This window comes from Kitasatospora sp. NPDC056181 (genome assembly GCF_042266225.1).
In the GTDB taxonomy this organism is placed as follows: Bacteria; Actinomycetota; Actinomycetes; order Streptomycetales; family Streptomycetaceae; genus Kitasatospora.
The window spans coordinates 1-24,922 of sequence record NZ_JBHJUK010000132.1 but is presented as its reverse complement, the minus strand read 5'-3'; the positions used below and the strand labels follow the sequence as shown (position 1 = coordinate 24,922).

Genomic DNA, 24,922 nt, shown 5'->3' with positions numbered 1-24,922 from the left:
GGGGGGGGGGGGGGGGGGGGGGCTCGGGGGCGGGGCTACCGCGCCCGCGCCCGGCGCGGGGGGGGGGCCGCGGAGGCGGCCCCCCGGGTGGTCTGCCCGACTCGCCCCGCGGGGTCAGTCCTTGGCCATGGCCTCGATCAGGCTCTTGGGCCGCAGGTCGGTCCAGGACTTCTCGATGTAGTCCAGGCAGTCCTGACGGGGCGCCTCGCCGAAGACGGTGTTCCAGCCCTCGGGCACGTCGGCGAAGACCGGCCACAGGGAGTGCTGGCCCTCGTGGTTGACCAGGACCAGGAAGGAGGCGTCGGGATCGTCGAACGGGTTCGCCATGGGTTGTCCCTTTCTCGGTGTTGTGGACGGCCCGGGCCCGGGCCGTGCCGGGTGCTCGGGCGCATGCCCGGGCGGGTGCCGTCCCGGGTTCCGGGCAGGTACCCGGACAGGTTCCGGGCGGGTAATCGGGCAGGTGGTCGGGGGCTCAGGCGCCGGCCTGGGCCTTGATGAACCGCGTCAGCCGGCCGACCCCGTCGGCGATCTCCTCGTGGGTCAGGTAGCTGACGGAGAGGCGGATCTCGTGTTCTCCGCCGCCCTCCGGATAGAAGTACGACATCGGCGTCCAGATGACCCCGAACTCCTCCGCCGACCGGGTCAGCGCCGCGTTGTCCGCCCGGAACGGCACCGACAGGGTCAGGAAGAAGCCGCCGGTGGGCTCGTTCCAGCGCACTCCCAGTGCGGCCCGCTCGACCGACGGCAGGTGCTCGGCGAGCTGCTTGAGGGTCACGCGCATCGCGTCGCCGTAGTACGCGGCCGTCCTGGCCCTCAGCCGCGAGGCCTCCTCCGGGTCCGCGAGCAGCATGCCGGCGACGACCGCCTGGCTCACCGGCGAGGTGTTCACCGTGATCATGCTCTTGATCCGGGTGAGCTCGTCGGCCAGCAGACCCTCGGTGCCGTCGGGGCCCGTCACCACCTGGTCGGCGACGACGAAACCGACCCGCGCGCCAGGGAAGAGCGTCTTCGACAGCGAGCCCAGATGGACGACCCGCCGCTCGCGGTCCAGGGACTTGAGGGTGGGCAGCTGTGCGCCCGGGCTGACGATCCGGTACGGGCTGTCCTCCAGGATCAGGATGTCGTGCCGGGCCGCCAGTTCCAGCAGCTCCCGGCGGGCGCTCAGGGTGAGCGTGGCACCCGAGGGGTTCGAGTGGTCGGGGATCACGTAGAACGCGCGGGGGCGGCGTCCGCGCGCCCGCTCGGCGAGGATCGCCGCCTCCAGGGCCGTGCACGAGAAGCCGTCCGCGCCCTCCGCGACCGCGCCGACCGCCACGTCCAGCACCCTGGCCGCGCCGGTGATCCCGACGTAGCAGGGGCTGGAGACCAGCAGCACGTCGTCGGGCCCGGAGATCAGCGCCCGCACGGCGAGGAACATCGCCTCCTGCGCGCCGACCGTCACGACGACGGACTGCGGGGGTACGTCGACGTCCTCCTCCCGCCGAAGCCACTGCGCGACCAGCTCACGGATCTGCCCGCTGGTCGGTCCGTACTGGAACAGCGCCGAGCGGATCTGCCCGGGTGACGCCCCGCCCTCCTCCAGGTGCTCCAGGTACCGGCGCAGGTGGGTGAAGATCTGCTCCGTCTCGAAGAAGCCGTCGTACGGCCGGCCAGGTGCGAACGACACTGCGTCGGGGTAGCGGTGGGTGATCTCGTTCAGGAAGTTCATCGTGTCGAGGACCGGGTCCGACACGGAGGCGTGCAGGTCCGCGCGCCTCAGGCCCGGGCCCGGCATCCCCTCGGACGACTCACGACCCACCGGCTCACGGCCCGCCGGCTCACCACCTGCCGGCTCGCGACCCACCGGCTCACGGAGTACCGGCACCGCGCCGTACCCGGAGGCGCCGTACCCGGAGGTGTGCCCGGGCGCGCCGTACCCGGAGGTGTGCCCGGGCGGGGCGAGCCGCACCAGTCCGGTGCCCGCGTCCCCCACCGACGGCGTGCCGGTGAGGATCATCGTCTCGGTCAACTCGTCGGCCAGGATGCCCAGGACGTCGGCCACGCCCTGCTCCCGTCCCACCGCCAGCGCGTGCAGGACCGGGCGGCCCACCAGCACCGCGTCCGCCCCCAGTGCCACCGCGGCCAGCACGTCCGCGCCGCGCCGCACCCCGCCGTCCAGCAGCACCGGACAGGCGCCGCCGACCGCGGCCGCGATCTCCGGCAGGACGTCCAGCGTGGCGGGGGCGCCGTCCAGCTGCCGCCCGCCGTGGTTGGACACCACCAGGCCGTCGACGCCCGCGGCCAGCGCCCGCGTGGCGTCGGCGGCGGTGACGATGCCCTTGACCAGGACCGGAAGCGTGCTGACCGACCGGAGCCAGTCGATCACCGACCAGTCCAGCGTGGCGTCGAACTCGGCGAGCGCGTGCGCGCCCGGCTCCTCGTACCCGCCGCCCTCCAGGTTCGCCGGCCCGACGCCGGCCGGCACCCGGAAACCGTTGCGGAGGTCCCGCAGCCGCCGGCCCAGCCGGGGCGCGTCCACCGTCAGCACCAGCGCCTCGAACCCCGCCGCCGCCGCCCGCTCGATCAGACGGCGCGTCACGGACCGGTCGCGGAAGCAGTACACCTGGAGCCAGAGCGGGGCGGAGGCCGCCAGGGCGATCTCCTCGAACGTGCGCCCAGCGAACGTGCTGACCACCAGGGGCACGCCGGCCGACCCCGCGGCGAGCGCCGTGGCCGTCTCCCCCGCCGGGTGGGCCAGCGTGTGGTAGGCCATCGGCGCGATGCCCACCGGCATCCGCCAACGGCGTCCCAGGATCCGCGTCCCCAGCTCCGGCCGCGCCACGCCGGCCAGCAACCGGGGCAGCAGCCGGACGCGCTCGAACGCCTCCAGGTTGGCCGCCAGCGTGCGTTCCCCGCCGGCCCCGCCCTCCAGGAAGTCCCAGGCGCCGGCGTCCAGCGTCCCCGACGCGGCCTCGCCGTAGTCGGCCAGGGTCAGCAGCCGCCCGTCGGCCCCGCCGGTCACTGCGCGGCCAGCCGGTCACGCTCCACGGCCTCGTACAGCGCCCGGATGTTCGAGCTGCCGAAGCCACGCGATCCGCGGCGCTGGATCAGCTCGAAGAACAGCGTGTTCCGCTCGTACGGGGAGCGGCTGAACAGTTGGAGCAGGTAGCCCCACTCGTCACGGTCGGCCAGCACCTGCGCCTCGCGCAGCTCCGCGATCTCCTGGCCCATCTCCGGGAACCGGTCGCCGAGCATCTCGTAGTACGTCCCCGGGGTGGCCAGGAACTCCACGCCGCGCTCCCGGAAGTCCCGGACCGCCGGCACGATGTCGTCGACCAGGAACGCCAGGTGCTGGACGCCGGGGCCGCCGTTGCGGGCGAGGAAGGCGTCCAGCTGGCCCGGCTCCCGCGCCGGATCGGGCGCCACCAGCGTGAACACCACCCGTCCCGACCCGCTGCTCACCACCACCGAGTCCATCGCCTGCCCGCCGACGGCGACGTACTCCGAGGAGAACCGCTCCAGGCCGAAGGCGTCCCGGTAGAAGTCGGCGTACCGGTCGAGGGCACCGCCCTCAAGGCAGACCGCGATGTGGTCCAGCGCCCGGACCACGCCGCCCGCACCCGCCGTACCGGAACCGGCCGCCGTCCCGGAGCCGCCGGCCGTACCGGAGCCGGCCGGTGCGCCGTGCCACCGGAAGCCCGCCGGCAGCCCGGCGGCGGCAGCGGGCGACAGCAGGGTGTGGCAGACCTCGCCGAACCCCGACACCACCGGCCAGCGCTCGTCGGACCCGACCGGCTCGGCGCCGGCCTCCACCGCCGCGTCCCGGGTGGCCACCACGTCGTCGCAGACCAACGCGATGTCGGCGATGCCGTCCCCGTGCTCGTCCAGGAACCGCCACATCCCGCGGCCCGAGCTGACGACCAGCTGCACACCGCCCTGGCGCAGCAGCACCGAGCTGCGGTCCGGCGTGACGCGGTCCGCGACCCGCGTGAAGCCCATCGCCGACTCGAAGTAGTCGACGGTGGACACCTTGTCCCGGGTGTACAACTCCACATACGCAATGTCTTGCACGGCCATGGGAAACCTCCTGAAAGGGCCGGTGGACGATCGGCGCCTCGGCGGGGGTGCCGGCCCGCCGGACCGCGGCCGTCCGGCACCCCCGCCCTCAGCCTGCTACCAGCGCCATTCCTGCTGCTTGAACAGGTGCCCGGCCGGGATGCCGCGGTCCTTGCACCAGGTGAGGAACTCCTCGATCTGCTTGATCTGGTACGTGTCCGGGGTGTAGGTGGTGGCCATCACGTGCCCCAGCCAGTCCTCCTCGCCCATCGCGTACACGTACGCCTCGCCCGCGCCCAGTTCCGTCATGATCGCCGCCGCCTGCTCCGCGTTGGAGCCCGACAGCTTGCGCGAGTTGCTCATCTTCTTCGTCACCGGGATCGTCAGCAGCGCCTGGTACAGCCACGTCAGCGGCGCACCGTCGCACTCCATGCCGAGGAACGCGATGTCCGCCGTCCCCAGGTGTCCCTTGATGTAGCGGTACAGGGCCGGGTCGATCCCCGAGGAGTCGGCGCCGACGAAGACCTTCTTGCCCGCCAGCTCGACCCAGTACGTCGACTTCGCCCGGATGTCGAGGTCGCAGTGCTCGCCCAGGAACGGCGTCGCGGTGACCTTGCCGCCCGGGAACTCCACCTCGTCGAAGTCGTCGACCTCGATCACCGGGAAGCCCTGGTGCCGCAGCGCCAGCGCCATCGACGGGTCGGCCAGGTTGCCGCGCGACGACCGCGGCACGACGATCGCCCCGACCCGTCCGCGCAGCTGGAGCAGCGTCTCCAGCACGATGTGGTCCTGGTGGCCGTGCGTGATGACCACCAGGTCGATGTAGTCCGGCAGGTCGTCCAGGGTGTACCGGTCGCCGGCGGTGCTGTCCGCGCTGATGAACGGGTCCGTCACGACCGCCGCCTGCGGCGTCTGGAGCACCAGACACGCGTGGCCGAAGTACCGGATCCGCCCGCCCGCCTCGATGTGCCGGTCCTCCGCCCCTGAGGGCCGGTCGGTCAGCAGGCCCGACAGCTGCTTGGCCTGCGCGTCGTCCAGCTCCAGCGCCTCGCGCAGGTGAGCCAGGGTGGTCGGCCGCACCCGCGTCCTGAACAGTTCCTCCAGGCCCGGGTGCCGGAACGGGATCGCGAGCTCCAGCACGTCCGGCGACGTCAGCCGCGGCGTGCTCAGCACGAACGGCCGCTCGACGCCGGTCTCCAGGGACAGCTGAAGCGACTGCCGCGACTCCTGGTAGACCTTGCTCTTGTAGACCACCGGCTCCATGAAGCGCATCTGCGCCTGGTTGTCGGTGTCGTAGGCGAGCTCCACCAGGCCGCCCAGCTCCGCCGGGAGCTTCGGGTACAGCGGGGTCAGGTCGAAGCCGGTCGCGTTCGCCCGCAGGAGCTCCTGGCCCTCGGCGATCGCCTCCGCGAACTTCAGGATGTCCGCCCGGTCCCGCTTGATCGCGGCGAGCAGGTCCCGCACCTCGTCGGCCCGCTCCTCCGGGATGTTGATGAAGTAGCCGCCGCGCAGCTCGGGGTTGCTGCTCGCCGCCACGTGCACCTGCGGCGACTGGAGGTACGACTCCAGCAGCGGCACCTGGAGGAACGCCAGATTCATCGCCGACTGCACCGGAGCCATCGTGTACGGCCAGGCGAAAAACCTGTCGATCAGCGGCTCGACAATCGCCTTCGACCGCAGAAACAACTGCTCCTCAGCCATGTACGCCCACCCTCCAAGAAAAGGGAAAAGATCCCGACCAGACCCGACCAGACACGAATCGCCCCGGCGGACACGCCGCCCGGACCACGGAGACACCACACGGAGGACGGCCGCGGGCCCGAAGGAAAAGGGGTCCCCGCAGAGGAAGAGGGCCCCCACAGATGAACCCCCGGACCGCCCGCCCCGGGGCACCCGCCCCGCTCCCGAAGCAGGATGACCCCACCTCCACCACGCGAACAACCCCCGGCCCCGCGCACCGCCGTTCAACCGCCGCAGAGCCTCCGTTGAACACCCCGGCCGGTTGCGCGCGCCCCGCCGGCCCGTCCACGGCCGACCGGCCGCGGGCGTGACGGCGGCGGGCGTGACGGCGGCGGGCCGGCGGCGTGACGGCCGGGTGGTGGCGGCGTGGTGGCGGCGTGGTGGCCGCACGCGGGTCGAACAGTCGTCCGCGGGCATGCCACGGCCGGACGTGGTGGGCTAGGGTCGCCCGGGGTGCGTCCCGCGTCCGTACGCCGGCCGGCCCGCGGGCCGCTGCGAACGCCCCGGCGGCACCGGTCGCCGTGGCCGCCGGCTGCGGGGGCTCATCACCACCCGTCCGCGCGGGAAGCCGCCCGTGGCCGTCGCCTCCGGGGCGCGACACCTCCGGCCCTCCGTCACCGACCGGCCGTCACGGGCAGGCTCTGACGGACAGGCACTGACGGACGGGCTCTGACGGACAGACCGTGCCGGAGACGACGCCACCCGGCCGGGCGGCCGACGGGCCGCACCGGACCGGGGGCACACCCAACCGGGCGGCTCGGCCCGCGCGCCCCGCGCCGTTGCCGGGGCGGCCTCGGTAGCTTGACCGCGGCGGCAGTCGGCGACGACGACAGCGGCCACCACGGCAGCAGCGGACTCCGGAACACCTGGCGGGTGCAGATGGTCAGTGGCGAGCTCGATCTCACCGGTCTCCGGCGCGTCTACGGGCGGCCGGGCAGCAGGCTCTTCTACCGGGCGGTCTGCCGCAACGCCCGGCACTGGGGGTGGACCGAGCCCGGCCAGTCCAAGTGGCGCTGCTGGCGGGCGCAGCGTCAGTTGGAGGGCGTCCTGGGCCGGAAGCTGGCCCTGCCCGCCGGCTCGCGGGTGCTGGACGCCGGCTGCGGGTCGGGCGTGGTGGCACGGGAGCTGGCGAAGCGGTTCGGCGTGCGGGTCACCGGCGTGGACGTGCTGGACTTCCACGTCCGGGAGGCCCGCCGGCTGAGCGTCCGGGCGGCGCTGGAGGACCGGACCACCTTCTCCTGGGGCGACTACCACGACCTGGAGTTCGCCGACGGCTCCTTCGACGGCGCGTACTCGATGGAGACCCTGGTGCACGCCTACGACCCGGCGCGTGCCCTGGCCGAGTTCCACCGGGTGCTGCGGCCGGGCGGCCGGCTGGTGATCCTGGGCCCGGTGGGGGCCCCGCGGGAGGAGATGAGCCCCGAGGGCCGCGCGGTGCTGGGGCCGTACCTGGACGCCATGTCCTTCCCCGGTGCGAAGCGCTACGACACCCGGAGCCTGAACGAGCTGCTGATCGGCGCGGGCTTCCGGATCGAGGAGGCGCTCGACGCCACCGCCCGCTACCGCCCGACCTCGGACGCGCTCTACGCGTACTTCCGAGCGCCGTACGCGCTGCTGCGGCTGTTCGGCCCGGCGGAGCGGTGGCTCGGCATGCGGTCGGTGGTGGAGATGTACCAGATCCGGGACTACGTCTCCTGGTACGTGCACACCGCCGTCAAGCCGTAGCCCCTGCCGTGGCTCCGGCCCTGGCCACCGTTCTCGCCCCGGCCCCGGTTCCGGCCCCGGCCCCGGCCGCCGACGTCCGTCGCGGGGTCCGTCAGACGCGCGCGCCGAGCATCCGCAGCACCAGCTCGGCGTAGCGCCGGCCCAGTTCCTCCGGCGTCTCGCTGCTGCGCCCGGTGTACCAGCGCGAGACGTCGATGCCGAGCGAGGTGACGGCGCGGGCGGCGGTCCGCACCTCGGCGACCTCGAAGTCACCGGTGGCCGCGCCCGCCTCGATGAGGTCGCTCACCTCGCGTTCGATGTCCAGCCGCAGCGCGGCGACCACCGCGTAGGCGTCCTCGGGCAGCGCGTGCAGCTCGTAGTTGACCACTCGGCCGACCGTGCGGGCCCGGGCGTGCCAGGCGGTGAACTCCTCGACGAGCCGCCGCATCCGGGTCACCGGGTCTGCCCCGCCGGCCACCGCGGTCCGGACCAGCTCCAGCGTGGCGGCGTGCCCGGCCCGGCTGATCTCGGCCAGCAGGGCGGCCTTGGACGGGTAGTGGATGTACAGCGCGGCCGGGCTCATGCCGGCGCCGGTCGCGATGTCCCGGGTGGTGGTGGCGTGGAAGCCGCGCTCGGCGAAGGACTCGACGGCGGCCTGGAGCAGCCGGTACGCCGCCTCGGGGCGGGCGTCGGCGCCGCCGGGCAGGGTGGGCCAGAGGTCGGCGATGGGCGTGCTGGTCATGGCGCCATCCTCCCAGATCGGTCGTACAGGCATTCAGGTCGCACGGGCCCCAGCGGTCACGGGCGGCACTCCGCGGTCGGTCACGGACGCCGCCGCCGTCACCGACGGGTGGACGCCGCGGTGTGGCGTGCGGCCCGGCGGACCGGTGGCGGGCGGGTGCCGGGGCCTGTTGACAGGGTCCCCCACCGACAGCATGCTAAGCAAGCGCTTAGTCACGAGCGTCACCAACCGGCCACCCCCCGGCCGGACCACGCGAAAGGACCCTCCGTGGTGCACTCCTTCAAGGGCCAGGTGGCCGTCGTCACCGGATCCAGCCGGGGCATCGGCCTCGGGATCGCGCGCGAGCTGGTCGCGCGCGGCGCCCGGGTCTGCCTGACCGCCCGCAACGCCGAGCCGCTCGCCGAGGCCGTCCGCGACCTGGGCGGCCCCGAGGTCGCCATCGGCATCGCGGGCAAGGCCGACGACCCGGCCCACCAGGACGAGGCGGTCGCCCGCACCCTGGAGGCCTTCGGACGGCTCGACCACCTGGTCAACAACACCGGCATCAACCCGATCCACGGCCCGGTGCTGGACACCGACGAGGGCGCCGCCGCCAAGATCCTCGCCGTCAACGTGCTGGCCCCGCTGGCCTGGACCCGCCGCGCGCACGCCGCCTGGATGGGCGAGCACGGCGGCTCGGTGGTCAACGTCGCGTCCGTCGCCGGCATCCGGTCCTCGCTCGGGATCGGCATGTACGGGGTGTCCAAGGCCGCGCTGATCCGGCTCACCACCGAGCTGGCCGCCGAACTCGGCGGCCAGGGCATCCGGGTCAACGCCGTCGCGCCCGCCGTGGTGAAGACCAGGTTCGCCGAGGCGCTGTTCGAGGGCCGCGAGGAGCAGGTCGCCGCCGCCTATCCGCTGGGCCGGCTCGGCGTGCCGGAGGACGTCGCGGGCGCGGTGGCGTTCCTGCTCTCCTCCGACGCCGCCTGGATCACCGGCCAGACCCTGGTGGTCGACGGCGGCGTGACCCTGGGCGGCGGGCTGTGAGCGGGGCCGGGGACGCCGACGTGACCGGGGATGTGACCGACGACGTGACCGGGGCCGGAGAGGCAACCGGGGCCGGAGAGGCAACCGGCGCCGGGGCCGGGGACACAACGGGAACCGCCGCCGGGGAGCCGGTGGACTTCGCCGGCCAGGGCGTGGTGGTCACCGGCGCCGGCCGGGGCATCGGCGCCGCGCTGGCCCGCGCCTTCGCGGCGGCCGGCGCCCGGGTGGTGGTCAACGACCTGGACGCCGCGGCCGCCCGCGCGGTGGCCGCCGAGATCGGCGGCACCGCCGCCCCCGGCGACGCCGCCTCGGCGGAGGGCCTCGCCGACCTGGTCGGCCGGGCCCGCGAGGCGCTCGGCGAGATCGACGTCTGGTGCGCCAACGCCGGAGTCGCCCCGGTCGGCGGGGCCGGCGCCCCGGCCGACGTCTGGGCGGGCGCCTGGGAGGTCAACGTGCTCGCCCACGTCCGGGCCGCCGACCTGCTGCTCCCCCGCTGGCTGGAACGCGGCACCGGCCGGTTCGTGGCCACCGTCTCGGCCGCCGGGCTGCTCACCATGCTCGGCTCGGCGCCGTACGGCGTCACCAAGCACGGGGCGGTCGCCTTCGCCGAGTGGCTCTCGCTCACCTACCGTCACCGCGGCCTGCGCGTCCACGCGCTCTGCCCGCAGGGCGTGCGCACCGACATGCTCGCCTCGACCGGTGCGGTCGGCGAGGCGCTGCTGGCACCGACCGCGCTGGACGCGAAGGACGTCGCCGAGGCCACGCTGGACGCCCTGCGCCGGGACCGCTTCCTCGTCCTGCCGCACCCCGAGGTGGCCGAGTACTACGCCGTCCGCGCCACCTACCCGGACCGCTGGCTGGCCGGTGTCAACCGGCTCCAGCAGGGGCTGGAAAGGAGTGGAGCCCTGTGAGGGCCTGGCAGGTCACCGAGCTGGGCGAGCCCCGGGCGGCCATGCGGCTCGTCGGGGACGTCCCGCGGCCGGTCCCCGGGCCGGGGCAGCTGCTGGTCCGGGTGCGGGCCGCCGCCGTCAACTTCCCGGACGCGCTGATGGTCCGGGGCCAGTACCAGGTGCGCCCGCCGCTGCCGTTCACCCCCGGGGTGGAGCTGTGCGGCGAGGTGGTGGCCGGGGAGCGCGCGGGCGAGCGGGTGATCGGCAACCCGGTGCTGCCCGGCGGCGCCTTCGCCGAGTACGCGCTACTGGAGGCCGCGGCCGCGTTCCCGGCGCCCGGGCCGCTGGACGACGCCGAGGCCGCCGCCCTGCACATCGGCTACCAGACCGCGTGGTTCGCCCTGCACCGCCGGGCCGGGCTGCGGCCCGGCGAGACGCTGTTGGTGCACGCGGCCGCGGGCGGGGTCGGCAGTGCGGCGGTCCAGCTCGGCCGGGCGGCCGGAGCGCGGGTGATCGCCGTGGTCGGCGGGCCCGGCAAGGCGGCCGTCGCCCGGGAGCTGGGCGCGGACCTGGTGGTGGACCGGACGGCCGTGGACTTCACCGCCGCGATCAAGGAGGCCACCGGCGGGCGCGGCGCGGACGTGGTCTTCGACCCGGTCGGCGGCGCCGCGTTCACCGGCTCGACCAGGTGTGTCGCCTTCGAGGGCCGGATCGTGGTGGTCGGGTTCGCGAGCGGCGACATCCCGGCGGCGGCGCTCAACCACGCGCTGGTGAAGAACTACGGCATCCTCGGCCTGCACTGGGGCCTCTACAACTCCCGTGACCCGCAGGCAGTCCTGGCCGCGCACGAGGAGCTGACCGCGCTGGCCGGGGCCGGTGTGGTCCGCCCGCTGGTGAGCGCCCGCCTGCCGCTGGCCGGGGCGGCCGACGCCGTCCAGCGGGTCGCGGACGGGCGCAGCACCGGACGGGTGGTCGTCCTCGGCGAGTGAGGCCGGGTCACCGGGCCGCGCCCGCGCCCCCGACGAGTGAGGCCGGATCGCCTGGCGGTGGTCGTCCTCGGCGAGTGAGGCCCGGTCACCGGGCCGCGCCCGCGCCCCCGGCGATGACGTCGAGGGCCGGGCGCGGCGCGCGGCCGAGGAGGGCGGGCAGGGCGTTGTCGAGCTGACGGCCGTCCAGGAAGCCGTGGGCGACCGCCGAGTAGGTGCTCAGCACCATCGGCACCTGGAAGGGCGCCGCGCCCGACGCCGCCACCGCCTCGCGGGCCTCGGCGAGGGTGGCGGGGCGGTAGGCGACCGGGCGGCCGGTGGCCCGGCCGAGCGCCGCGGCGACGTCCGCTCCACCGATTGCCTGCTCGCCGACCAGTTCGTAGACCCGCCCGGCGTGCCCGGCCGGGGCCAGGGCCACGGTGGCCGCGACCTCCGCGAGGTCGGCGCGGGCGACGGCGGCCAGCCCGCCGTCGCCGAGCGGCGCGGTGATCACGCCGTCCTGGTCGGGCGCGGCCAGGACGCCCAGCAGTTCGGCGTAGAGGCCGTTGCGCAGGATCGTCCAGCTCAGGGTCGTCGACGCGCGCAGCCGGCGCTCGGTCCAGCGGTGGGCCGCCGCGTATCCCAGGTGGTCGCCGTCGCCGGAGAGGCTGGTGTAGACGACGTGCCGGACGCCGGCGCGCTCGGCGGCCTCGATGGCCGCCCGGTGCCGGGCGACCACCACGTCGTCCTCGCCGTAGCCGGCCGAGATCAGCAGCAATGTCCGGATCCCGGTGAAGGCCTCCGCCAGCGTCCCGGGCCGGTCGAAGTCCACCGTCCGGACCGGGACGCCGGCCACCGGGGTCCGGTCGGGGGTGCGGCTGCCGGCCACGACGCCGTCGAGGCCCCCGGGGAGCTTCGCCAGCCGCTCCAGCACGAGGGCGCCGAGTCCGCCGTTGACACCGGTCACGAGAAGCATGGTTCCTCCAGGTTGGTTTCCGGGCGCCCGGCTCGGCGCCCTGCCCTGCGACCATCCTCGGTAGCCTGGGGTTCCGGCGTAAGGAGGCACTTTCATGTCAGTGGGGCACACCGCGGTAACCACCCCCCGGCCGGTGGTCTGGTGCGAGGACGGGGTGGACTGCGGGATCCGTGACCTGCTGGACCGGCTCGGCGACAAGTGGTCGGTCCTGGTGCTGGTCGAACTCGCCCAGGGCGTCCGGCGGTTCCGTGAGCTCCAGCGCGCCGTGACGGGGATCTCGCAGCGGATGCTGACCCTGACGGTGCGCCGGCTGGAGCGGGACGGCCTGGTGTCGCGCACCGTCCACCCGACCGTCCCGCCCCAGGTGGACTACGCGCTCACGCCGCTCGGCCACAGCCTGACCCACCTGGTCCGGGCGATGGCGGACTGGTCCTACGACCACCACGACGCGATCGTCGGTTCCCGGCGGGACTGGGACGCCGCCAATCCGGGTTCGGAGATCCGCTGAGGCTCCGCCGGGATCGGCTGGGCTCCGCAGGATCCGCTCAGGCTCCGCCGGGATCCGCTGAGGCTCCGTCCTACCGGGCGAACTCCATCTCCGGGAAGCGCGGCGAGGGCCCGTCCAGCAGGTGGTCGTCGTGTCCGCGCAGCCAGCGGTCGAAGAAGGACGCGACGTAGGCCCGGGTGGCGAGCACCGCCCGGTCCGGGCGGATGTCGCCGACGTCGGCCCGCAGGGCGTCGCCGGGCACCGCGCCCTGGCGGGCGAGTTGGGGCAGCAGCGACTGCGCGTCGGTGTACGAGCCGTGCCGGGAGCCGGTCAGGGTGACGTCGGCCTTCCAGCCCCGGGTGTGCTGCCAGAAGGCGTCCCAGCCGGGCTGGTGGTGGTAGTCGCCGGAGTCCTCGCTCCCGGTGCCCATCAGCAGGAACGGGCGGTCCAGGCCGTCCTCGGCGACGCTGCCCAGGTGGACGCCGGTTCCGTCCGGGCCGGGGAAGTGGAACTGGCCGTCCAGGTTGACGCCGGCCGCGATCCGGGGGTCGTCGTGCATGGTCTGGGCGGCGGTGAAGCCGCCCGCGGAGTGGCCTGCCATGCCGATCCGGGTGAGGTCGAGCGAGGCGGCCAGGCGGGCCGGCAGCCGCCCGTCGGTGCGTAGCGCGGCGAGTTCGTCCAGGACGAAGCGGGTGTCGTCGACCCGGGTCTGCAGGGCCTTGCGCAGCAGGGCGCCGATGTCGGTGCCGGGCCCGGCCAGGCCCGGAAGGGCGGACTCCACGAGGCGGCCGTCGGGGAACTCCACCTCGGAGGCGTCGTAGGGGTGGTCGACGGTGACGACGACGTAGCCGCGCGAGGCGAGGTCCTCGACCAGGCCGGTGCCCCAGGTGCGCGGGTCGCCGAGTCCGGCCGAGTAGAGCACCACAGGGCGCGGTCCGCCGCCGGGCAGCACGGGTGCGTCCTGCCGGGCGTGGGTGCGGACGCCGGACCAGTCCGTCCGGCCGGGATCCGTCCCGTAGTTGAAGACGGCGGCGCCGTCCTTGCCACCGAAGTGCGCGGCGGCGCGGGGCTCCATGTAGCGGGCCCGTTCGTCGCCGTACGCGGGGCGGGTGGCCGGGTACCAGAAGCTGACCATCAGCTCGCGGAGCCGGTCGGGCTGCCACGGGTCCTGCCGGCCGAGGTCGGTGAGGTGCAGTGCGGTGGTGCCGACGGCGTAGGGACCGGTGGGCTGCGGCAGTGCGGCCTGTGCCTGGCGTTCCGTCACGACCGGTGCCCCGGCCGCCGCGGCGGGTGCGGCCGCCGCGCCCAGCAGCGCCGTCGCCGCCACCAGCGCGGCGATGCCCGTCCGTGCCGCCCGTCCGTGTCCCCGTGTGCGCATGGTCTCCCTGCTCCCCGTGTCGTCCGCCCGCCGCCTCCGGCCGGCCCGTACGCCGACAGTACGGGCCGAGGTGGCGGGCGGACGTCATACCGCGGTGCCAACCCGCCGGGTACTACCCGGGTATGACGCAGGTCAGCGGTACCGCCGGAGCTCGCGGTGGGCCAGTGAGCGCTTGTGCACCTCGTCCGGTCCGTCGGCGAGGCGCAGCGTCCGGTTGCCGGCCCAGAGCTGGGCGAGCGCGGTGTCCTGGCTGACGCCGGCCGCGCCGTGGGCCTGGACGGCCTTGTCGAGGATCCATTCGACGGTGCTCGGAGTGGCGATCTTGATGGCCTGGATCTCGGTGTGGGCGCCGCGGTTGCCGACGGTGTCCATCAGCCAGGCGGTCTTGAGGACGAGCAGCCTGAGCTGCTCGATCCTGACGCGGGATTCGGCGATCCAGTCCTGGACGACGCCCTGTTCGGCGAGCGGCCGGCCGAAGGCGACCCGGTCCAGCGTCCGCCGGCACATCAGCTCGACGGCGCGCTCGGCCATGCCGATGGCGCGCATGCAGTGGTGGATGCGGCCGGGCCCGAGCCTGGCCTGGGCGATGGCGAAGCCGGAGCCCTCCTCACCGATCAGGTTGGCGGCGGGGACGCGGACGCCGTCGAAGTGGATCTCGGCGTGGCCGCCGTGGTCGGAGTCGTCGTAGCCGAACACCTTCATCCCGCGCCGGACGGTGACGCCGGGGGTGTCGCGCGGGACGAGGACCATGCTCTGCCGGCGGTGCGGCTCGGCGTCGGGGTCGGTCTTGCCCATCACGATGAGGATCCGGCACTGCGGGTTCATCGCCCCGGTGATGTACCACTTCCGGCCGGTGACGACGTACTCGTCGCCGTCGCGCTCGATCCGGGTGGCGATGTTGGCGGCGTCGGAGGAGGCGGCGTCGGGCTCGGTCATCGCGAAGGCGGACCGGATCCGGGCGTCGAGGAGGGGTTCGAGCCACTGTTCGCGCTGCGCGGCGGAGCCGAACTGGGCGAGCAGCTCCATGTTGCCGGTGTCGGGGGCGGCGCAGTTGAGGGCGGGCGGCGCGAGCTGCGGGCTGCGGCCGGTGATCTCGGCGAGCGGCGCGTACTGGAGGTTGGTGAGGCCGGCGCCGTGCTCTCCCGGCAGGAAGAGGTTCCAGAGCCCCTGCTTGCGCGCCTCGGCCTGGAGCTCTCCGACCACGGGCGGGATGTCCCAGTGCGGACGGTCCGGGTCGGCGAGCTGCTCCTCCAGGACGGGCTCGGCGGGGTGGACGTGTTCGTCCATGAAGGCGAGCATCTGCTCGCGGAGTTCGTCGGTCCGGGCGTCGTGGGCGAAGTCCATCAGCTCTCCTTGAGGGTGCTCAGGCCGTGCCGGGCGAGGACGGGCACCATCTCGCCGGCGCGCTCGAAGCCGGTACCGAGGGTGCGGCCCTGCTGGTAGCGGTAGAAGATGCCCTCGGCGACGGCGGCGAGCTTGAACGAGGCGAAGGCGACGTACCAGTCCAGGTCGGCGGCCTGACGTCCAGTCAGTTCGGCGTAGTACGAGACGATTTCGTCCGGCTTCGGGAAGCCTTGCGCGGCCATGGCAGAGGGGATGATGCCGCCGCCGACACCCGCGAGTTCGGTGTACATCACCAGCAGGCCGACGTCGGTGAGCGGGTCGCCGAGCGTGGACATCTCCCAGTCGAGCACGGCGGTGATCGCGTCGGCGTCGTCGACGAGCACGTTGTCCAGGCGGTAGTCACCGTGGACGAGGGCGGGCGCCGGGGAGACGGGCAGCCGTTCGGCGAGCAGGGCGTGCAGCCGGTCGAGCTCGGGCAGGTCCCGGCTGCGGGAGGCGGCGAGTTGCTTGGACCACCGGCGCAGCTGGCGCTCCAGGTAGCCGTCCGGGTGGCCGAAGTCGGCCAGGCCCACGTCGGCCGGGTCGATCCGGTGCAGGGCGGCGAGGGTCTCCACCAGCCGCCGGCCGAGGGCGCGCACCCGCTGCTCGCCGAGGGCGGCGAGGGTCGCGGCATCGCGGTGGGCGGTTCCGGACACGTACTCCATGAGGTACCAGGGCGCGCCGAGCACGTCGGTCCCGGGGTCGATCAGCAGGGTGCGCGGGACGGGCACGCCGGAGTCGCGCAGGGCGGTCATCACCCGGTACTCGCGGCCCATGTCGTGGGCGGTGGCCAGGACGTGCCCGAGCGGAGGCCGGCGCAGCACGCGGCAGGCCGTGCCGTCGGTGAGCAGGTAGGTGAGGTTGGAGCGGCCGCCCTCGACGAGCTCGGCCCGAAGCTGCCCCTGGACGGCACCGGGCAGCTCGCGGTCCAGGTGGGCCCGGAGCCGGGCCAGGTCCAGGCCGGGCGGGTCGGCAGGGGTCTCGGGCATCGGGCGGCTCCTCGGGGGTCGATTCCGTCGCATTGACTAAGCGCTTGCTTAGCATCCAGCCGAGCGATCCCCCTGTCAATGCGACGAACCCCCGGCCACATGGTCCGGGGGTTCGTCGGGGGCGGGTCGTACGTCAGACGTCGCCGAACTCGCCGGCGACGGTCGCGGCGACGAAGGAGCGCCACGCTTCGACGGGAAAGAGGAGCGCCGGCCCCTCGGGGTCCTTCGAGTCACGGACGGGCACGACGCTGGGGAAGTCGGGCGAGACCTCGACGCAGTTCCCGCCGTTCTGGCTGTAGCTGGACTTGACCCAGGCTGCGCCGGTCAGAGCCACGTGGTCGGTGCGAGTCATGATCGGAGGTCCTTCCGAGCTGCGCGAATCATATCGACGGACGCCACATCCGAACTGGCGCCCACCTGAAGCCGATCGTAGTCCCTGGCCCACGCCGTGACCGTCTCAGATTCTCTGGTCAGAAAGCCGCGCTCCTGCGACTCCGTGTATCCCAGCATGCCGCGGTCAGGCATGGTCAGCAGCACCACCGGCAGGGCGAGAGACCTGCGCTCACCCAGAGAGAAGGGCGCCACCTGGATGATGGTCCGCGGGCGCTCGGACAGCTCCACCAAACGGTCAAGCTGTTCTCTCATGACAGCCGCGCCGCCAACAAGCCTTCGAATGCAGCTCTCGTCCAGCACTGCATGGACGAACGGCACATTCTTGCCCTCAAGCCGTTGTTGACGAGTCAGCAAGTACGAGACCCGCGCCTCGGCATCATCCGTCGTGATGGCCCCTCTTCGCACATCAGCGGCCGCCAACGTCTCTGCGTAGGCCCTGGTCTGGAACAGACCGGGGACAACGCCAAGCTCGAACTGCCGCAGCTCAACGGCCTTTGCCTCCTGCGCCACGTACTCCGGAAAGCCCTCCAGGAGAGACCCCCCACCACTGAGGCTCCAGTAGGTCAACTCCAGAGTCCCATCGGTCCCCAGTGCCCGGTCCGCGGCAACAACCCAGTCGAGCGTGGGACTGCGCGTACCTCTTTCGAGGTTGGAGACCTGACTGTCGCTCAATGCCGTCCTGGCGCCGAGCTCGGCCTGGGTCAACCCAGCAGCCTTGCGTGACCTGCGAAGTTGGGCCCCAAAGGCCGCAAGAGGAGACACCGACGGATCGAGTTGCGCCTCACGCATAATCAGACCTCCACTGCCGCCCGAGTCCCACGGCGCAGACTGTCAAGTGGGAAAGCCTTCCGATCGTAAGCGCCAACACGCCACCATGGCTACGCCCGGTGAGAAACCGGATGCAATGCGCTACCACGGAGACACCCATGCCCCTCAGCAGTCGAAGCAGCAAGCCGGAGTTGAGCAGCTCCGCGCAGAGCTTCCAGGTCGTGATCTACCTGTCCAAGAACAGCCCCGCCTTCCCCGAACTGGAGATGCGCAGCTGCGAGCAGTACGCGCACGCCTTCAACTGGGACGTCTCCCTCACCGTCCTGGACGACGACACCGAGACGCCCCCGGAGCGGCGGTCCAGCCTCCAGGCCGCCCTTCAGCGCGTCAAGGACCAGCGGGCCGGCGCGATCCTCGTCGCCAGCAAGGCCACCATCTCGCCCATCGACGGCGAGTACGACGAGTTCGCCCGGCAGGTCGAGAAGGCAGGCGGTTTCCTCCAGGTGACCCGTCGGTGACCGACCGGTACGGGATCGTCCCCGCCGGCGCCCCCGACGGCGCCTCGTACCCGGTGTGGGTCGTCCGCGACCGCGCGACCGGCGCACTGGTGAAGGCCCTCCCGACGCACCCCGAGCCCCTGCGCTTCCACTCCTACGACCACGCGCAGGCGTGGGTGCGCGACAACGGAACACCCGCTCCCGAAAGCGGAGTTGAGCGGTGACCAGCGCGACGGGCGATCCGCCCGCCCCGCCCGGCCGGTACGAGATCCGCCTGATCGACTCCCGTAGCCCGCACTTCCTCCTGCTGGAGTGCTGGGGAATCCGGGACCGTTCGCGACACGAGTACCTGCGTGTGCCGGGCTCCTCCCACCGGATCAGGCGCTTCTACTCCCTCGCGTCCGCCCAGACGTACCTGCTCGGACTTCCCATCCGCTCCTGACCTCTCGCCAAGCCGCCGCTCGTCTCCGACACAAGGCGACGAGCGGCTGTCACACCATCACCGACACCAACGAGATCGCCCCGGCGGAGGACGGTCAGGACAGCTGCCACGGCTGGAGCTTGTCCGGGTTGCGCACCGCCCAGATGCGCGTGATCCGGTCGTCCTCGGCGACCTCGAACGAGAACACCGTCTCGATCCGGCCCTGCGACTCGATCACCAGGCCCGGCAGCCCGTTGACGGTGCGCTCCAGGATCGTTCGGGGCGGCGCGAGCCGGGCGATCGTGAGATAGAGGCGGGCGATCTGCTCCGCGCCCTCGACCGGCAGCAGGTGGGCGACGACGCGGCCGCCACCGTCGGAGACCGCGGTGGCGCCCGGGTCGAGCAGGCCGAGCAGGGCCTCGATGTCCTGCGCCTCCCAGGCCGCCCTGAACCGCCGGACGACGCTCGCCTGCCGTGCCGTGTCCGGGCTCGCCTCGGTCCGCGCGGCGATGCGACGGCGGGCCGAGGACGCCAGTTGACGGCACGCCGCCGGGCTGCGGCCGACGATCTCCGCCACCTCGGCGAACGGGTAGCGGAAGACGTCGTGCAGCACGAACGCGACGCGCTCGGCCGGGGTCAACGACTCGAACACCACCAGGAAGGCCATGGTCACCGACTCGTCCAGGGTGATCCTGTCGGCCGGGTCCCCGCCGACGCCACCCCCCGCCCCGGCGATCCACTCGGCCGGGTCGGGCAGCGGCTCCGGAATCCACTCCCCGACGTAGGTCTCCCGCCGGCTGCGCGCCGAGCCGAGCAGGTTCAGACAGACCCGGCTGGCCACCGTCGTCAGCCAGGCGCCCGGTGACTCGACGGCCTCCCGCTGCTCCGGGGACATCGCGTACCAACGGGTGTAGGTCTCCTGGACGACGTCCTCCGCGTCGGCCAGGGAGCCGAGCATCCGGTAGCCGAGATTGAGCAGCTGCCGCCGCTCGCTCATGATCGTCTCCAGGCCCGGGTCGTGCTGCTCCTCGGCCTGCCGCTGTGACTGTTCCCGCGGGGTGGTCATGTGTTCTCCGGCTCCTCGTTCTCGGTCCCTCTCCACTACGACGAAGCAGAGCGGCGGAATGTGAGGTCGGCGGCCCGCCTCACATTTCGCGGGGCTGCGTTGTCGGACCGGATGAAGGGGAACACACCGGCCACAGGACAGGACGCCGAACATGAACGACTTCCAGGAGATCGCCGACCGCGTCGAGATCGAGGCGCTGCGCGGCGAGTTCTCCGACGCGGCAATGATGCGCGACCGCGCCCGCCTCTCCGCGCTGTTCACCCCCGACGGCGTGCTGCGCATGCCCAACGTCCCGGTGGAGTTCGTCGGCCGGGAGGCGATCCTGGCCGGGGGCGAACGCCTCCAGGCCCAGTGGGACTTCTTCGTGCAGAACAGCCACCCGGGCGTGATCCGTCTCGACGGCGACACGGCCACGGGCCGCACCTACATGCAGGAGGTCGCGCGGATGCTCGACGGCCGCTCGGGCCTGAACTTCGCCGTCTACCACGACAGCTACCGGCGGACGCCGGAGGGCTGGAGGTTCACCGAGCGGGTCTACGAGGTCAAGTACGTCGACACGACCCCGCTGCGGGGTTTCGCGCCGGGCCCGGACGCACAGGCGCACAGCACCGGTGAGACGGGGGACGCCGGCCCGGCCTCGGAGGCCGCCGGGGCGGACGCGCCGGCCACCGGCTCGGCCGACGACTTCGGCGCTCCTGCGTCCGCCGAGCGGCTGGACCGGGCGGTCGCGGCACTGCGGGCGAACGGCTTCGCCGCCGAACTGCTCGACGACGCCGCGGCGGCCCGCGTCCGCGTCAGGGAACTGATACCGGAGGGCGCGAGCGTGTTCACCGGGGCCAGCGAGACGCTCGGGCTCTCCGGCATCGCGCAGGACATCGAGGAGGGCGACCGCTACCGGGCCGTCCGGCCGCTCGTGCTGACGATGGACCGCGCCACCGAGTCCGACCGGATCCGCCGGCTCGTGGCCACCCCGGACGTCTTCGTCGCCAGCGTCGCGGCCGTGACCGAGACCGGCGCCCTCGTCATCGCCTCGGGCAGCGGCAGCCAGCTGCCCGCCTGCGCGGGCGGCGCCGCGAAGGCGATCTGGATCGTCGGGGCGCAGAAGGTGGTGCCCGACCTGAACACCGCACTGCGCCGGGTCGAGGAGCACGCCCTCCCGCTGGAGAACGTGCGCGCCCAGGCGGCCTACGGGCAGCCGAGCGCGGTCAACCGTCTGCTCGTCCTCAACGCCGAGCCGCAGCCCGGGCGCGGCACCGTCCTGCTGCTGCGCGAGGCCGTCGGCTTCTGACATCCGGCGCCGCGGTGGGACGCCGTGGACCGGACGGCGCCCCGCACTGGGACGGGGCGGGGCGCCGTCCTTCTGCGTCGACACCTCGATCACCACGCGACCGTCCCGGCCGGTTCCCCGGCGACCGGCGGCGCACCCTGTGACCCCGGCCGCCTCACCCGACCGTCAGAATGGCGGCATGAGGTTGATCCACACCCTGGCCGGCGTACTTCTCCTGCTGCTGACCATCGGCAGCATCCTGCGCACGCTCGTCGTCCCGCGCGGCCTGTACTCCGCCCTGGTGCACCGGCTCTGGCGAATGCTGCGGACGCTGCTGCGGCTCTCCGCCACGCCGTTCGGCACCTACCGCGCGCAGGACCGGGCGCAGACCTGGCTCGCGCCGCTCATCCTGGTCGGCATGCTCGGGGTCTGGCTGGGCGCCATGCTGGTCGCCTACACACTGCTGCTGCACGGCACCTCGGAGCTGAACTGGGCGGTCGCCTTCCGGGAGGCCGGCTCCAGCCTCTTCACCCTCGGCTTCGCCAGCGGGGAGCGGCTCCACCTCTCCGCGATCGACTTCATGGCCGCCGCCAGCGGCCCCCTGGTGATCGCCCTTCAGATCGCCTACCTGCCCACCCTGTACGGCGCCTACAACCGCCGCGAGGTGGAGGTGACGCTCCTCCAGTCCCGGGCCGGCGAGCCCGCCTGGGGGCCCGAGCTGCTGGCCCGCCAGTCCCTGGTGGACACCGAGAACGCGCTCCCCCAGCTCTACCGCGACTGGGAGCGGCTCGCCGCCGACATCGGCGAGAGCCACTCCAACTACCCCGTGCTGCTCTCCTTCCGCTCCCCGCAGCCGAACCGCAGCTGGGTGGTCGGCCTGGTCGCCGTGATGGACGCGGCCGCCATCCACCTCGCCATCAATCCGCGCTCGGCCCCGCCGGAGGCCCGACTCGTCCTGCGCGCCGGGTTCACCGCGCTGCGCGACATCGCCCGCTCGCTGCGCGTCGACTTCGACCCGGACCCGTCCCCCGAGACCCCGATCCGCCTCACCTACACCGAGTTCGACGCCGCCGTCGCCATGATCACCGCGGCCGGCTTCCCCCGCGAACGCGCCACCGCCGACGCCTGGCCGCACTTCCACGGCTGGCGCGTCAACTACGAGGCGCTCGCCTACGAGCTCGCCCGCCGCAGCGACGCCGTCCCGACGCTGTGGACCGGCCCGCGCGACTTCCACGCCCCCGCCATCCCCCCGGCCCGCCCGGCCGACCGCCGCCCGGGAGTCATCGGCAAGGGGTGAGCGTCGGCGACGCCGCGCGCTGAGCGGCGGCGCCGGGGCGGGCCAGGGCGGGGGCAGCGCCGGGCCGGGGCCGGGCCGAGAACGGCGCGGACCAGGGGCCCAGGTGGACCAGGGGCTCGGGTGGACCGGGGAGTCACCCGCTTCCGGGGCTCAGACCTCCACCGGGCCGCCGGCGGCGAGGGAGCGTTCGGCGGCGGCGAGGATCTCCACGGTGCGCAGGCCGAAGGCGGCGTCGCAGGGGTGGGGCTCGCCGGTGCGGGCGGACTCGGCCAGGGCGTCCAGGGCGCGGTGGAGCGCCGCGACCGGGCCCTCGCCGCGCTCGGGGAGGTGGACGACGCCGGACTCGCCGCGCAGCTCCATGCCCGTGCCGCCGGCCGCGACCGGCGCGGTCAGGCTCAGCGCGAGCGTGCTCGACGCGCCGCCGGCGTGCCGCAGCACCAGGTGGACGGTGTCCAGCGGGCCGGCCACGGCGGTCACCAGGGTGACGTCCCCGAGGACCGGGAGCAGCACGGAGAGGGCGTGCGGGCCGACGTCCCAGAGCGCGCCCTTCTCCCGGCGCCACGGCGAGGCCGCGTACGGGCTGGTGCTGTCGGGGGCGAACACCGAGCCGAGCCAGTCGGAGCGCCCGGTGAACCAGCCCCCGGTCGCGGCCTGCTTCTCGATCCACGGGATCTGCTCGCCGCCGAAGCGGACGGTGAAGAAGACCACGGAGGCGACGCCGTGCGCCCCGGTGGCCCGCACGACGCGCCGGGCGTCCGGGACGGTCAGCGCGACCGGCTTGTCCAGCAGCAGGTGGCAGCCGGCCTCGGCGGCGCGCACCGCCAGGTCGGCCTGGACGGTCGGCGGCAGGGCGATGGAGACGGCGTCCACCTCGGAGAGCAGCCGGTCGAGGTCCGCGTACCCGGGGACGCCGTGCGCCTCGCCGAGGGCGTCGGCCGCCTCGGGGCGGCGGGCCCAGACACCCGCGAACTCGTAGGAGGGGTGCGCCGCCAGGACGGGCGCGTGCACCCGCGCCGCCCAGGGGCCGGTGCCCAGCAGTCCGATCCGCATACAGTCCCTCTTCTTCCTTGCCTTGCGTACGCTGCCGTCAGCCCTGGACGCGGGCCAGCATGAAGCCGTCGTAGCCCTTGCTGCCGACGGTCTGCACCGAGGTCGCGCTGACTCCCGGCTCGGCGGCGACGAGCTCGTGCAGCGCGCGCGTCCCGATCACGCCCGGGTCGGTACTGTCGGCCTCGGCGACGGCGCCGCCGCGCACCACGTTGTCCACGATGATCAGTGAGCCCGGCCTGGTCAGCTGCAGCGCCCGGCGGAAGTATTCGGGGTTGCTCGGCTTGTCCGCGTCGATGAAGACCAGGTCGAAGGGCTCCACACGCTCCTCGACCATGGCGGCCAGCGTGTCGGCGGCCCGGCCCAGCCGGACCTCGGCGAGCCTCTCCAGTCCGGCGCGCGCGAGGTTCCCCCGAGCGACCTCCGCGTGCTTCGGATCGATCTCCAGGGTGATCAGGATGCCGTCGGCAGGCAGCGCCCGGGCCAGCCAGATCGCGCTGTAGCCGCCGAGCGTTCCGACCTCCAGGATCCGCCGGGCACCGGACGTGAGCGCCAGCAGGTGCAGCAGCTTGCCCTGGTTCGGGGCGACGGCGATGCGCGGCAGCCCGGCGGCGTCGGCTGCGGCGGACGCGGCCTCCAGCGCCGGATCGTGCCCGACCAGCTGCTCGGAGAAGTACGCGTCCACGGCGTCCCACGTCGGCTGCTGTGCCATCGGGCCCTCCAGAGTGCAAGATCGGCAGGTACCTGCTGATGCTACTCCGGGGCCCGACAACACCGGGACTGCCGCTGGGAGCGCTCCGTCACTCCGCGACGGTGGCGTTGACGGACGAGGCCGCCGCAGCCGCCTCCTCCGCCTCGATCCGGGCGTGGGTCTTGGCGGCCCGCCGCTTCATCACCCAGGCCGAGATCAGGCCGATGGCCAGCGCCGCGCCCAGGCCCGCCCAGGAGAACCGGGCCAGCCAGGGCTCGATGCTCTTGCCGACCTTGTAGACCAGCAGCGCCGTTCCGCCGGCCCAGACGATGCCGCCCAGCACGTTGGCGATCAGGAACTTCCAGTACGGCATCTTCAGCGCGCCCGCCAGCGGACCGGCGAAGATGCGCAGCAGGGCGATGAAGCGGCCGAAGAAGACCGCCCACATGCCCCACTTCTGGAACGACCGCTCGGCGGTGGCCAGGTGCGCGGGCCCGAAGTGCTTGGGGAACCTCCGTCCCAGCTTCTCGAAGAGCGGCTTGCCTCCCTTGCGCCCGATCGAGTAACCGATCGAGTCGCCGATGATCGCGCCCGCGATCGCGCAGGCCGCGACGCCCCACGGGCTCACCACACCCTTGACCGACATCAGGGACGCTGTGACCAGGGCGATCTCACCGGGTAGCGGGATGCCCAGCGATTCCAGCCCGATGATCAGGGCGACCAAGGCGTACACCGCGGTCGGCGGGACGCTCTCGATCCAGGCGTCGATGTGCAAGGCCGGTTACCTCCGTGGCAGGACGAGCCGCGGTGGCGGCGGCACACGGCGGTGCCTGGCCGGCGGACTCGGCGTCGATCCGATGGCGGCACCCAGGCCGCACCCCGAAAGTGAAGCCTAACGTGCCGAGGCGGCCTGTCCCCCTGGCCGATCACCCCCCACTACGACGTACGACGCATCGCGGTGGTTCCTGCATCCGCCCAGGCCGCCGTACGTCGTGCGCGCCGGGCGGGCCGGACAGGCGCCACCGCCTGCCGGTGACGTCCGGACCGGCGGTCCGGAGCCGGTCCCGCCCTCCGCGTCCACGGCCCGCGGCATCGCGGGCGGCTGCGCGAGGTGGTCCGGACCTCGTTCGCCGACGGCCGGGCCCGGCACGGTGGTGCAC

The 24,922-nt window shown here is 73.6% G+C and carries 25 protein-coding genes; 10 read left to right on the top strand and 15 right to left on the bottom strand.

Annotated elements, in window-relative coordinates; translation table 11 throughout:
- Positions 1-114: 114 nt before the first annotated feature.
- The 4 genes from ACFC1F_RS34375 to ACFC1F_RS34360 form a co-directional block, all read right to left on the bottom strand.
- Positions 115-327: an MbtH family protein gene (locus ACFC1F_RS34375; RefSeq protein WP_209414267.1), complete on the bottom strand. Its 213-nt coding sequence runs from the start codon at positions 325-327 to the stop codon at positions 115-117.
- 145 nt (positions 328-472) lie between these two features.
- Positions 473-3,001, bottom strand: coding sequence for an aminotransferase class I/II-fold pyridoxal phosphate-dependent enzyme (locus ACFC1F_RS34370; RefSeq protein WP_376164330.1), 2,529 nt, complete (start codon positions 2,999-3,001; stop codon positions 473-475).
- Positions 2,998-4,056, bottom strand: a complete 1,059-nt coding sequence (gene hppD / locus ACFC1F_RS34365; RefSeq protein WP_376164328.1) for a 4-hydroxyphenylpyruvate dioxygenase — start codon at positions 4,054-4,056, stop codon at positions 2,998-3,000. The genes ACFC1F_RS34370 and hppD overlap by 4 nt, the downstream gene beginning before the upstream one ends.
- 96 nt (positions 4,057-4,152) lie before the next feature.
- On the bottom strand, positions 4,153-5,736 hold the full coding sequence (locus ACFC1F_RS34360; RefSeq protein ID WP_376164326.1) for an MBL fold metallo-hydrolase: 1,584 nt from the start codon (positions 5,734-5,736) through the stop codon (positions 4,153-4,155).
- Between the two features lie 840 nt (positions 5,737-6,576).
- On the opposite strand from ACFC1F_RS34360, the gene ACFC1F_RS34355 reads away from it, so the two are divergent.
- Positions 6,577-7,500 (top strand): class I SAM-dependent methyltransferase, encoded by a 924-nt coding sequence (locus tag ACFC1F_RS34355; protein WP_376164324.1) that lies wholly within the window; start codon positions 6,577-6,579, stop codon positions 7,498-7,500.
- 91 nt (positions 7,501-7,591) lie between these two features.
- Here ACFC1F_RS34355 and ACFC1F_RS34350 read toward each other — a convergent pair whose 3' ends face one another.
- Positions 7,592-8,221 (bottom strand): TetR/AcrR family transcriptional regulator, encoded by a 630-nt coding sequence (locus tag ACFC1F_RS34350; protein WP_376164322.1) that lies wholly within the window; start codon positions 8,219-8,221, stop codon positions 7,592-7,594.
- Positions 8,222-8,488: 267 nt separating this feature from the next.
- Between ACFC1F_RS34350 and ACFC1F_RS34345 the strand changes: the two genes are divergently transcribed.
- The 3 genes from ACFC1F_RS34345 to ACFC1F_RS34335 all read left to right on the top strand — a co-directional run bounded on the left by ACFC1F_RS34345 (position 8,489) and on the right by ACFC1F_RS34335 (position 11,126).
- A complete protein-coding gene (locus tag ACFC1F_RS34345) occupies positions 8,489-9,247 on the top strand; it encodes an SDR family oxidoreductase (protein WP_209414261.1) in 759 nt (252 codons plus the stop codon).
- 131 nt (positions 9,248-9,378) lie between these two features.
- Entirely contained in the window at positions 9,379-10,158 is a 780-nt protein-coding gene (locus tag ACFC1F_RS34340) for an SDR family oxidoreductase (RefSeq protein ID WP_376164320.1), read from the top strand.
- A complete protein-coding gene (locus ACFC1F_RS34335) occupies positions 10,155-11,126 on the top strand; it encodes an NADPH:quinone oxidoreductase family protein (protein WP_376164318.1) in 972 nt (323 codons plus the stop codon). Before ACFC1F_RS34340 ends, ACFC1F_RS34335 begins: the two co-directional genes overlap by 4 nt.
- Positions 11,127-11,211: 85 nt before the next feature.
- Here ACFC1F_RS34335 and ACFC1F_RS34330 read toward each other — a convergent pair whose 3' ends face one another.
- Positions 11,212-12,078: an NAD(P)H-binding protein gene (locus ACFC1F_RS34330; protein ID WP_376164316.1), complete on the bottom strand. Its 867-nt coding sequence runs from the start codon at positions 12,076-12,078 to the stop codon at positions 11,212-11,214.
- A 94-nt stretch (positions 12,079-12,172) separates the two neighbouring features.
- On the opposite strand from ACFC1F_RS34330, the gene ACFC1F_RS34325 reads away from it, so the two are divergent.
- Positions 12,173-12,586, top strand: a complete 414-nt coding sequence (locus ACFC1F_RS34325; RefSeq protein ID WP_209414257.1) for a helix-turn-helix domain-containing protein — start codon at positions 12,173-12,175, stop codon at positions 12,584-12,586.
- Between the two features lie 70 nt (positions 12,587-12,656).
- On the opposite strand, the gene ACFC1F_RS34320 is transcribed toward ACFC1F_RS34325, so the two are convergent.
- The 5 genes from ACFC1F_RS34320 to ACFC1F_RS34300 form a co-directional block, all read right to left on the bottom strand.
- Positions 12,657-13,943, bottom strand: a complete 1,287-nt coding sequence (locus tag ACFC1F_RS34320) for an alpha/beta hydrolase family protein (RefSeq protein WP_376164314.1) — start codon at positions 13,941-13,943, stop codon at positions 12,657-12,659.
- A 132-nt stretch (positions 13,944-14,075) separates the two neighbouring features.
- Complete coding sequence (locus tag ACFC1F_RS34315; protein WP_376164312.1) at positions 14,076-15,287, bottom strand: acyl-CoA dehydrogenase family protein; 1,212 nt, start codon at positions 15,285-15,287, stop codon at positions 14,076-14,078.
- A complete protein-coding gene (locus ACFC1F_RS34310) occupies positions 15,287-16,315 on the bottom strand; it encodes a phosphotransferase family protein (RefSeq protein WP_376164310.1) in 1,029 nt (342 codons plus the stop codon). Before ACFC1F_RS34310 ends, ACFC1F_RS34315 begins: the two co-directional genes overlap by 1 nt.
- A gap of 133 nt (positions 16,316-16,448) precedes the next feature.
- Positions 16,449-16,667 (bottom strand): DUF397 domain-containing protein, encoded by a 219-nt coding sequence (locus ACFC1F_RS34305; RefSeq protein WP_376164308.1) that lies wholly within the window; start codon positions 16,665-16,667, stop codon positions 16,449-16,451.
- Positions 16,664-17,497: a helix-turn-helix domain-containing protein gene (locus ACFC1F_RS34300; RefSeq protein ID WP_376164306.1), complete on the bottom strand. Its 834-nt coding sequence runs from the start codon at positions 17,495-17,497 to the stop codon at positions 16,664-16,666. Before ACFC1F_RS34300 ends, ACFC1F_RS34305 begins: the two co-directional genes overlap by 4 nt.
- Before the next feature lie 137 nt (positions 17,498-17,634).
- On the opposite strand from ACFC1F_RS34300, the gene ACFC1F_RS34295 reads away from it, so the two are divergent.
- The 3 genes from ACFC1F_RS34295 to ACFC1F_RS34285 are packed head-to-tail and all read left to right on the top strand — an operon-like array spanning position 17,635 to position 18,415.
- Entirely contained in the window at positions 17,635-17,994 is a 360-nt protein-coding gene (locus ACFC1F_RS34295) for a hypothetical protein (RefSeq protein WP_376164304.1), read from the top strand.
- Positions 17,991-18,197 (top strand): hypothetical protein, encoded by a 207-nt coding sequence (locus ACFC1F_RS34290; RefSeq protein ID WP_376164302.1) that lies wholly within the window; start codon positions 17,991-17,993, stop codon positions 18,195-18,197. The genes ACFC1F_RS34295 and ACFC1F_RS34290 overlap by 4 nt, the downstream gene beginning before the upstream one ends.
- Positions 18,194-18,415, top strand: coding sequence for a hypothetical protein (locus tag ACFC1F_RS34285; RefSeq protein ID WP_376164300.1), 222 nt, complete (start codon positions 18,194-18,196; stop codon positions 18,413-18,415). The genes ACFC1F_RS34290 and ACFC1F_RS34285 overlap by 4 nt, the downstream gene beginning before the upstream one ends.
- A gap of 94 nt (positions 18,416-18,509) precedes the next feature.
- Here the strand turns inward: ACFC1F_RS34285 and sigJ are convergent, their stop codons facing one another.
- A complete protein-coding gene (sigJ, locus tag ACFC1F_RS34280; RefSeq protein WP_376164298.1) occupies positions 18,510-19,460 on the bottom strand; it encodes an RNA polymerase sigma factor SigJ in 951 nt (316 codons plus the stop codon).
- Positions 19,461-19,611: 151 nt separating this feature from the next.
- On the opposite strand from sigJ, the gene ACFC1F_RS34275 reads away from it, so the two are divergent.
- Together ACFC1F_RS34275 and ACFC1F_RS34270 are read left to right on the top strand one after the other, a co-directional pair.
- Positions 19,612-20,748, top strand: a complete 1,137-nt coding sequence (locus ACFC1F_RS34275; protein ID WP_376164296.1) for an LUD domain-containing protein — start codon at positions 19,612-19,614, stop codon at positions 20,746-20,748.
- 178 nt (positions 20,749-20,926) lie between these two features.
- Positions 20,927-22,024, top strand: a complete 1,098-nt coding sequence (locus tag ACFC1F_RS34270; RefSeq protein WP_376164294.1) for a hypothetical protein — start codon at positions 20,927-20,929, stop codon at positions 22,022-22,024.
- Positions 22,025-22,174: 150 nt separating this feature from the next.
- On the opposite strand, the gene ACFC1F_RS34265 is transcribed toward ACFC1F_RS34270, so the two are convergent.
- The 3 genes from ACFC1F_RS34265 to ACFC1F_RS34255 all read right to left on the bottom strand — a co-directional run bounded on the left by ACFC1F_RS34265 (position 22,175) and on the right by ACFC1F_RS34255 (position 24,537).
- Complete coding sequence (locus ACFC1F_RS34265; protein ID WP_376164292.1) at positions 22,175-23,074, bottom strand: Gfo/Idh/MocA family protein; 900 nt, start codon at positions 23,072-23,074, stop codon at positions 22,175-22,177.
- A 37-nt stretch (positions 23,075-23,111) separates the two neighbouring features.
- Complete coding sequence (locus ACFC1F_RS34260) at positions 23,112-23,783, bottom strand: O-methyltransferase (protein ID WP_376164290.1); 672 nt, start codon at positions 23,781-23,783, stop codon at positions 23,112-23,114.
- An 88-nt stretch (positions 23,784-23,871) separates the two neighbouring features.
- Complete coding sequence (locus ACFC1F_RS34255; protein WP_376164287.1) at positions 23,872-24,537, bottom strand: DedA family protein; 666 nt, start codon at positions 24,535-24,537, stop codon at positions 23,872-23,874.
- Positions 24,538-24,922 lie beyond the last annotated feature (385 nt).

Excerpts from the sequence above, each read along its gene's own strand:
- ACFC1F_RS34375 (WP_209414267.1), bottom strand. The coding sequence starts at position 327 with ATGGCGAACCCGTTCGACGATCCCGACGCCTCCTTCCTGGTCCTGGTC.
- hppD (WP_376164328.1), bottom strand. The coding sequence starts at position 4,056 with ATGGCCGTGCAAGACATTGCGTATGTGGAGTTGTACACCCGGGACAAG.
- ACFC1F_RS34360 (WP_376164326.1), bottom strand. The coding sequence starts at position 5,736 with ATGGCTGAGGAGCAGTTGTTTCTGCGGTCGAAGGCGATTGTCGAGCCG.
- ACFC1F_RS34350 (WP_376164322.1), bottom strand. The coding sequence starts at position 8,221 with ATGACCAGCACGCCCATCGCCGACCTCTGGCCCACCCTGCCCGGCGGC.
- ACFC1F_RS34330 (WP_376164316.1), bottom strand. The coding sequence starts at position 12,078 with ATGCTTCTCGTGACCGGTGTCAACGGCGGACTCGGCGCCCTCGTGCTG.
- ACFC1F_RS34325 (WP_209414257.1), top strand. The coding sequence starts at position 12,173 with ATGTCAGTGGGGCACACCGCGGTAACCACCCCCCGGCCGGTGGTCTGG.
- ACFC1F_RS34320 (WP_376164314.1), bottom strand. The coding sequence starts at position 13,943 with ATGCGCACACGGGGACACGGACGGGCGGCACGGACGGGCATCGCCGCG.
- ACFC1F_RS34315 (WP_376164312.1), bottom strand. The coding sequence starts at position 15,287 with ATGGACTTCGCCCACGACGCCCGGACCGACGAACTCCGCGAGCAGATG.
- ACFC1F_RS34310 (WP_376164310.1), bottom strand. The coding sequence starts at position 16,315 with ATGCCCGAGACCCCTGCCGACCCGCCCGGCCTGGACCTGGCCCGGCTC.
- ACFC1F_RS34305 (WP_376164308.1), bottom strand. The coding sequence starts at position 16,667 with ATGACTCGCACCGACCACGTGGCTCTGACCGGCGCAGCCTGGGTCAAG.
- ACFC1F_RS34300 (WP_376164306.1), bottom strand. The coding sequence starts at position 17,497 with ATGCGTGAGGCGCAACTCGATCCGTCGGTGTCTCCTCTTGCGGCCTTT.
- ACFC1F_RS34295 (WP_376164304.1), top strand. The coding sequence starts at position 17,635 with ATGCCCCTCAGCAGTCGAAGCAGCAAGCCGGAGTTGAGCAGCTCCGCG.
- sigJ (WP_376164298.1), bottom strand. The coding sequence starts at position 19,460 with ATGACCACCCCGCGGGAACAGTCACAGCGGCAGGCCGAGGAGCAGCAC.
- ACFC1F_RS34275 (WP_376164296.1), top strand. The coding sequence starts at position 19,612 with ATGAACGACTTCCAGGAGATCGCCGACCGCGTCGAGATCGAGGCGCTG.
- ACFC1F_RS34270 (WP_376164294.1), top strand. The coding sequence starts at position 20,927 with ATGAGGTTGATCCACACCCTGGCCGGCGTACTTCTCCTGCTGCTGACC.
- ACFC1F_RS34265 (WP_376164292.1), bottom strand. The coding sequence starts at position 23,074 with ATGCGGATCGGACTGCTGGGCACCGGCCCCTGGGCGGCGCGGGTGCAC.
- ACFC1F_RS34260 (WP_376164290.1), bottom strand. The coding sequence starts at position 23,783 with ATGGCACAGCAGCCGACGTGGGACGCCGTGGACGCGTACTTCTCCGAG.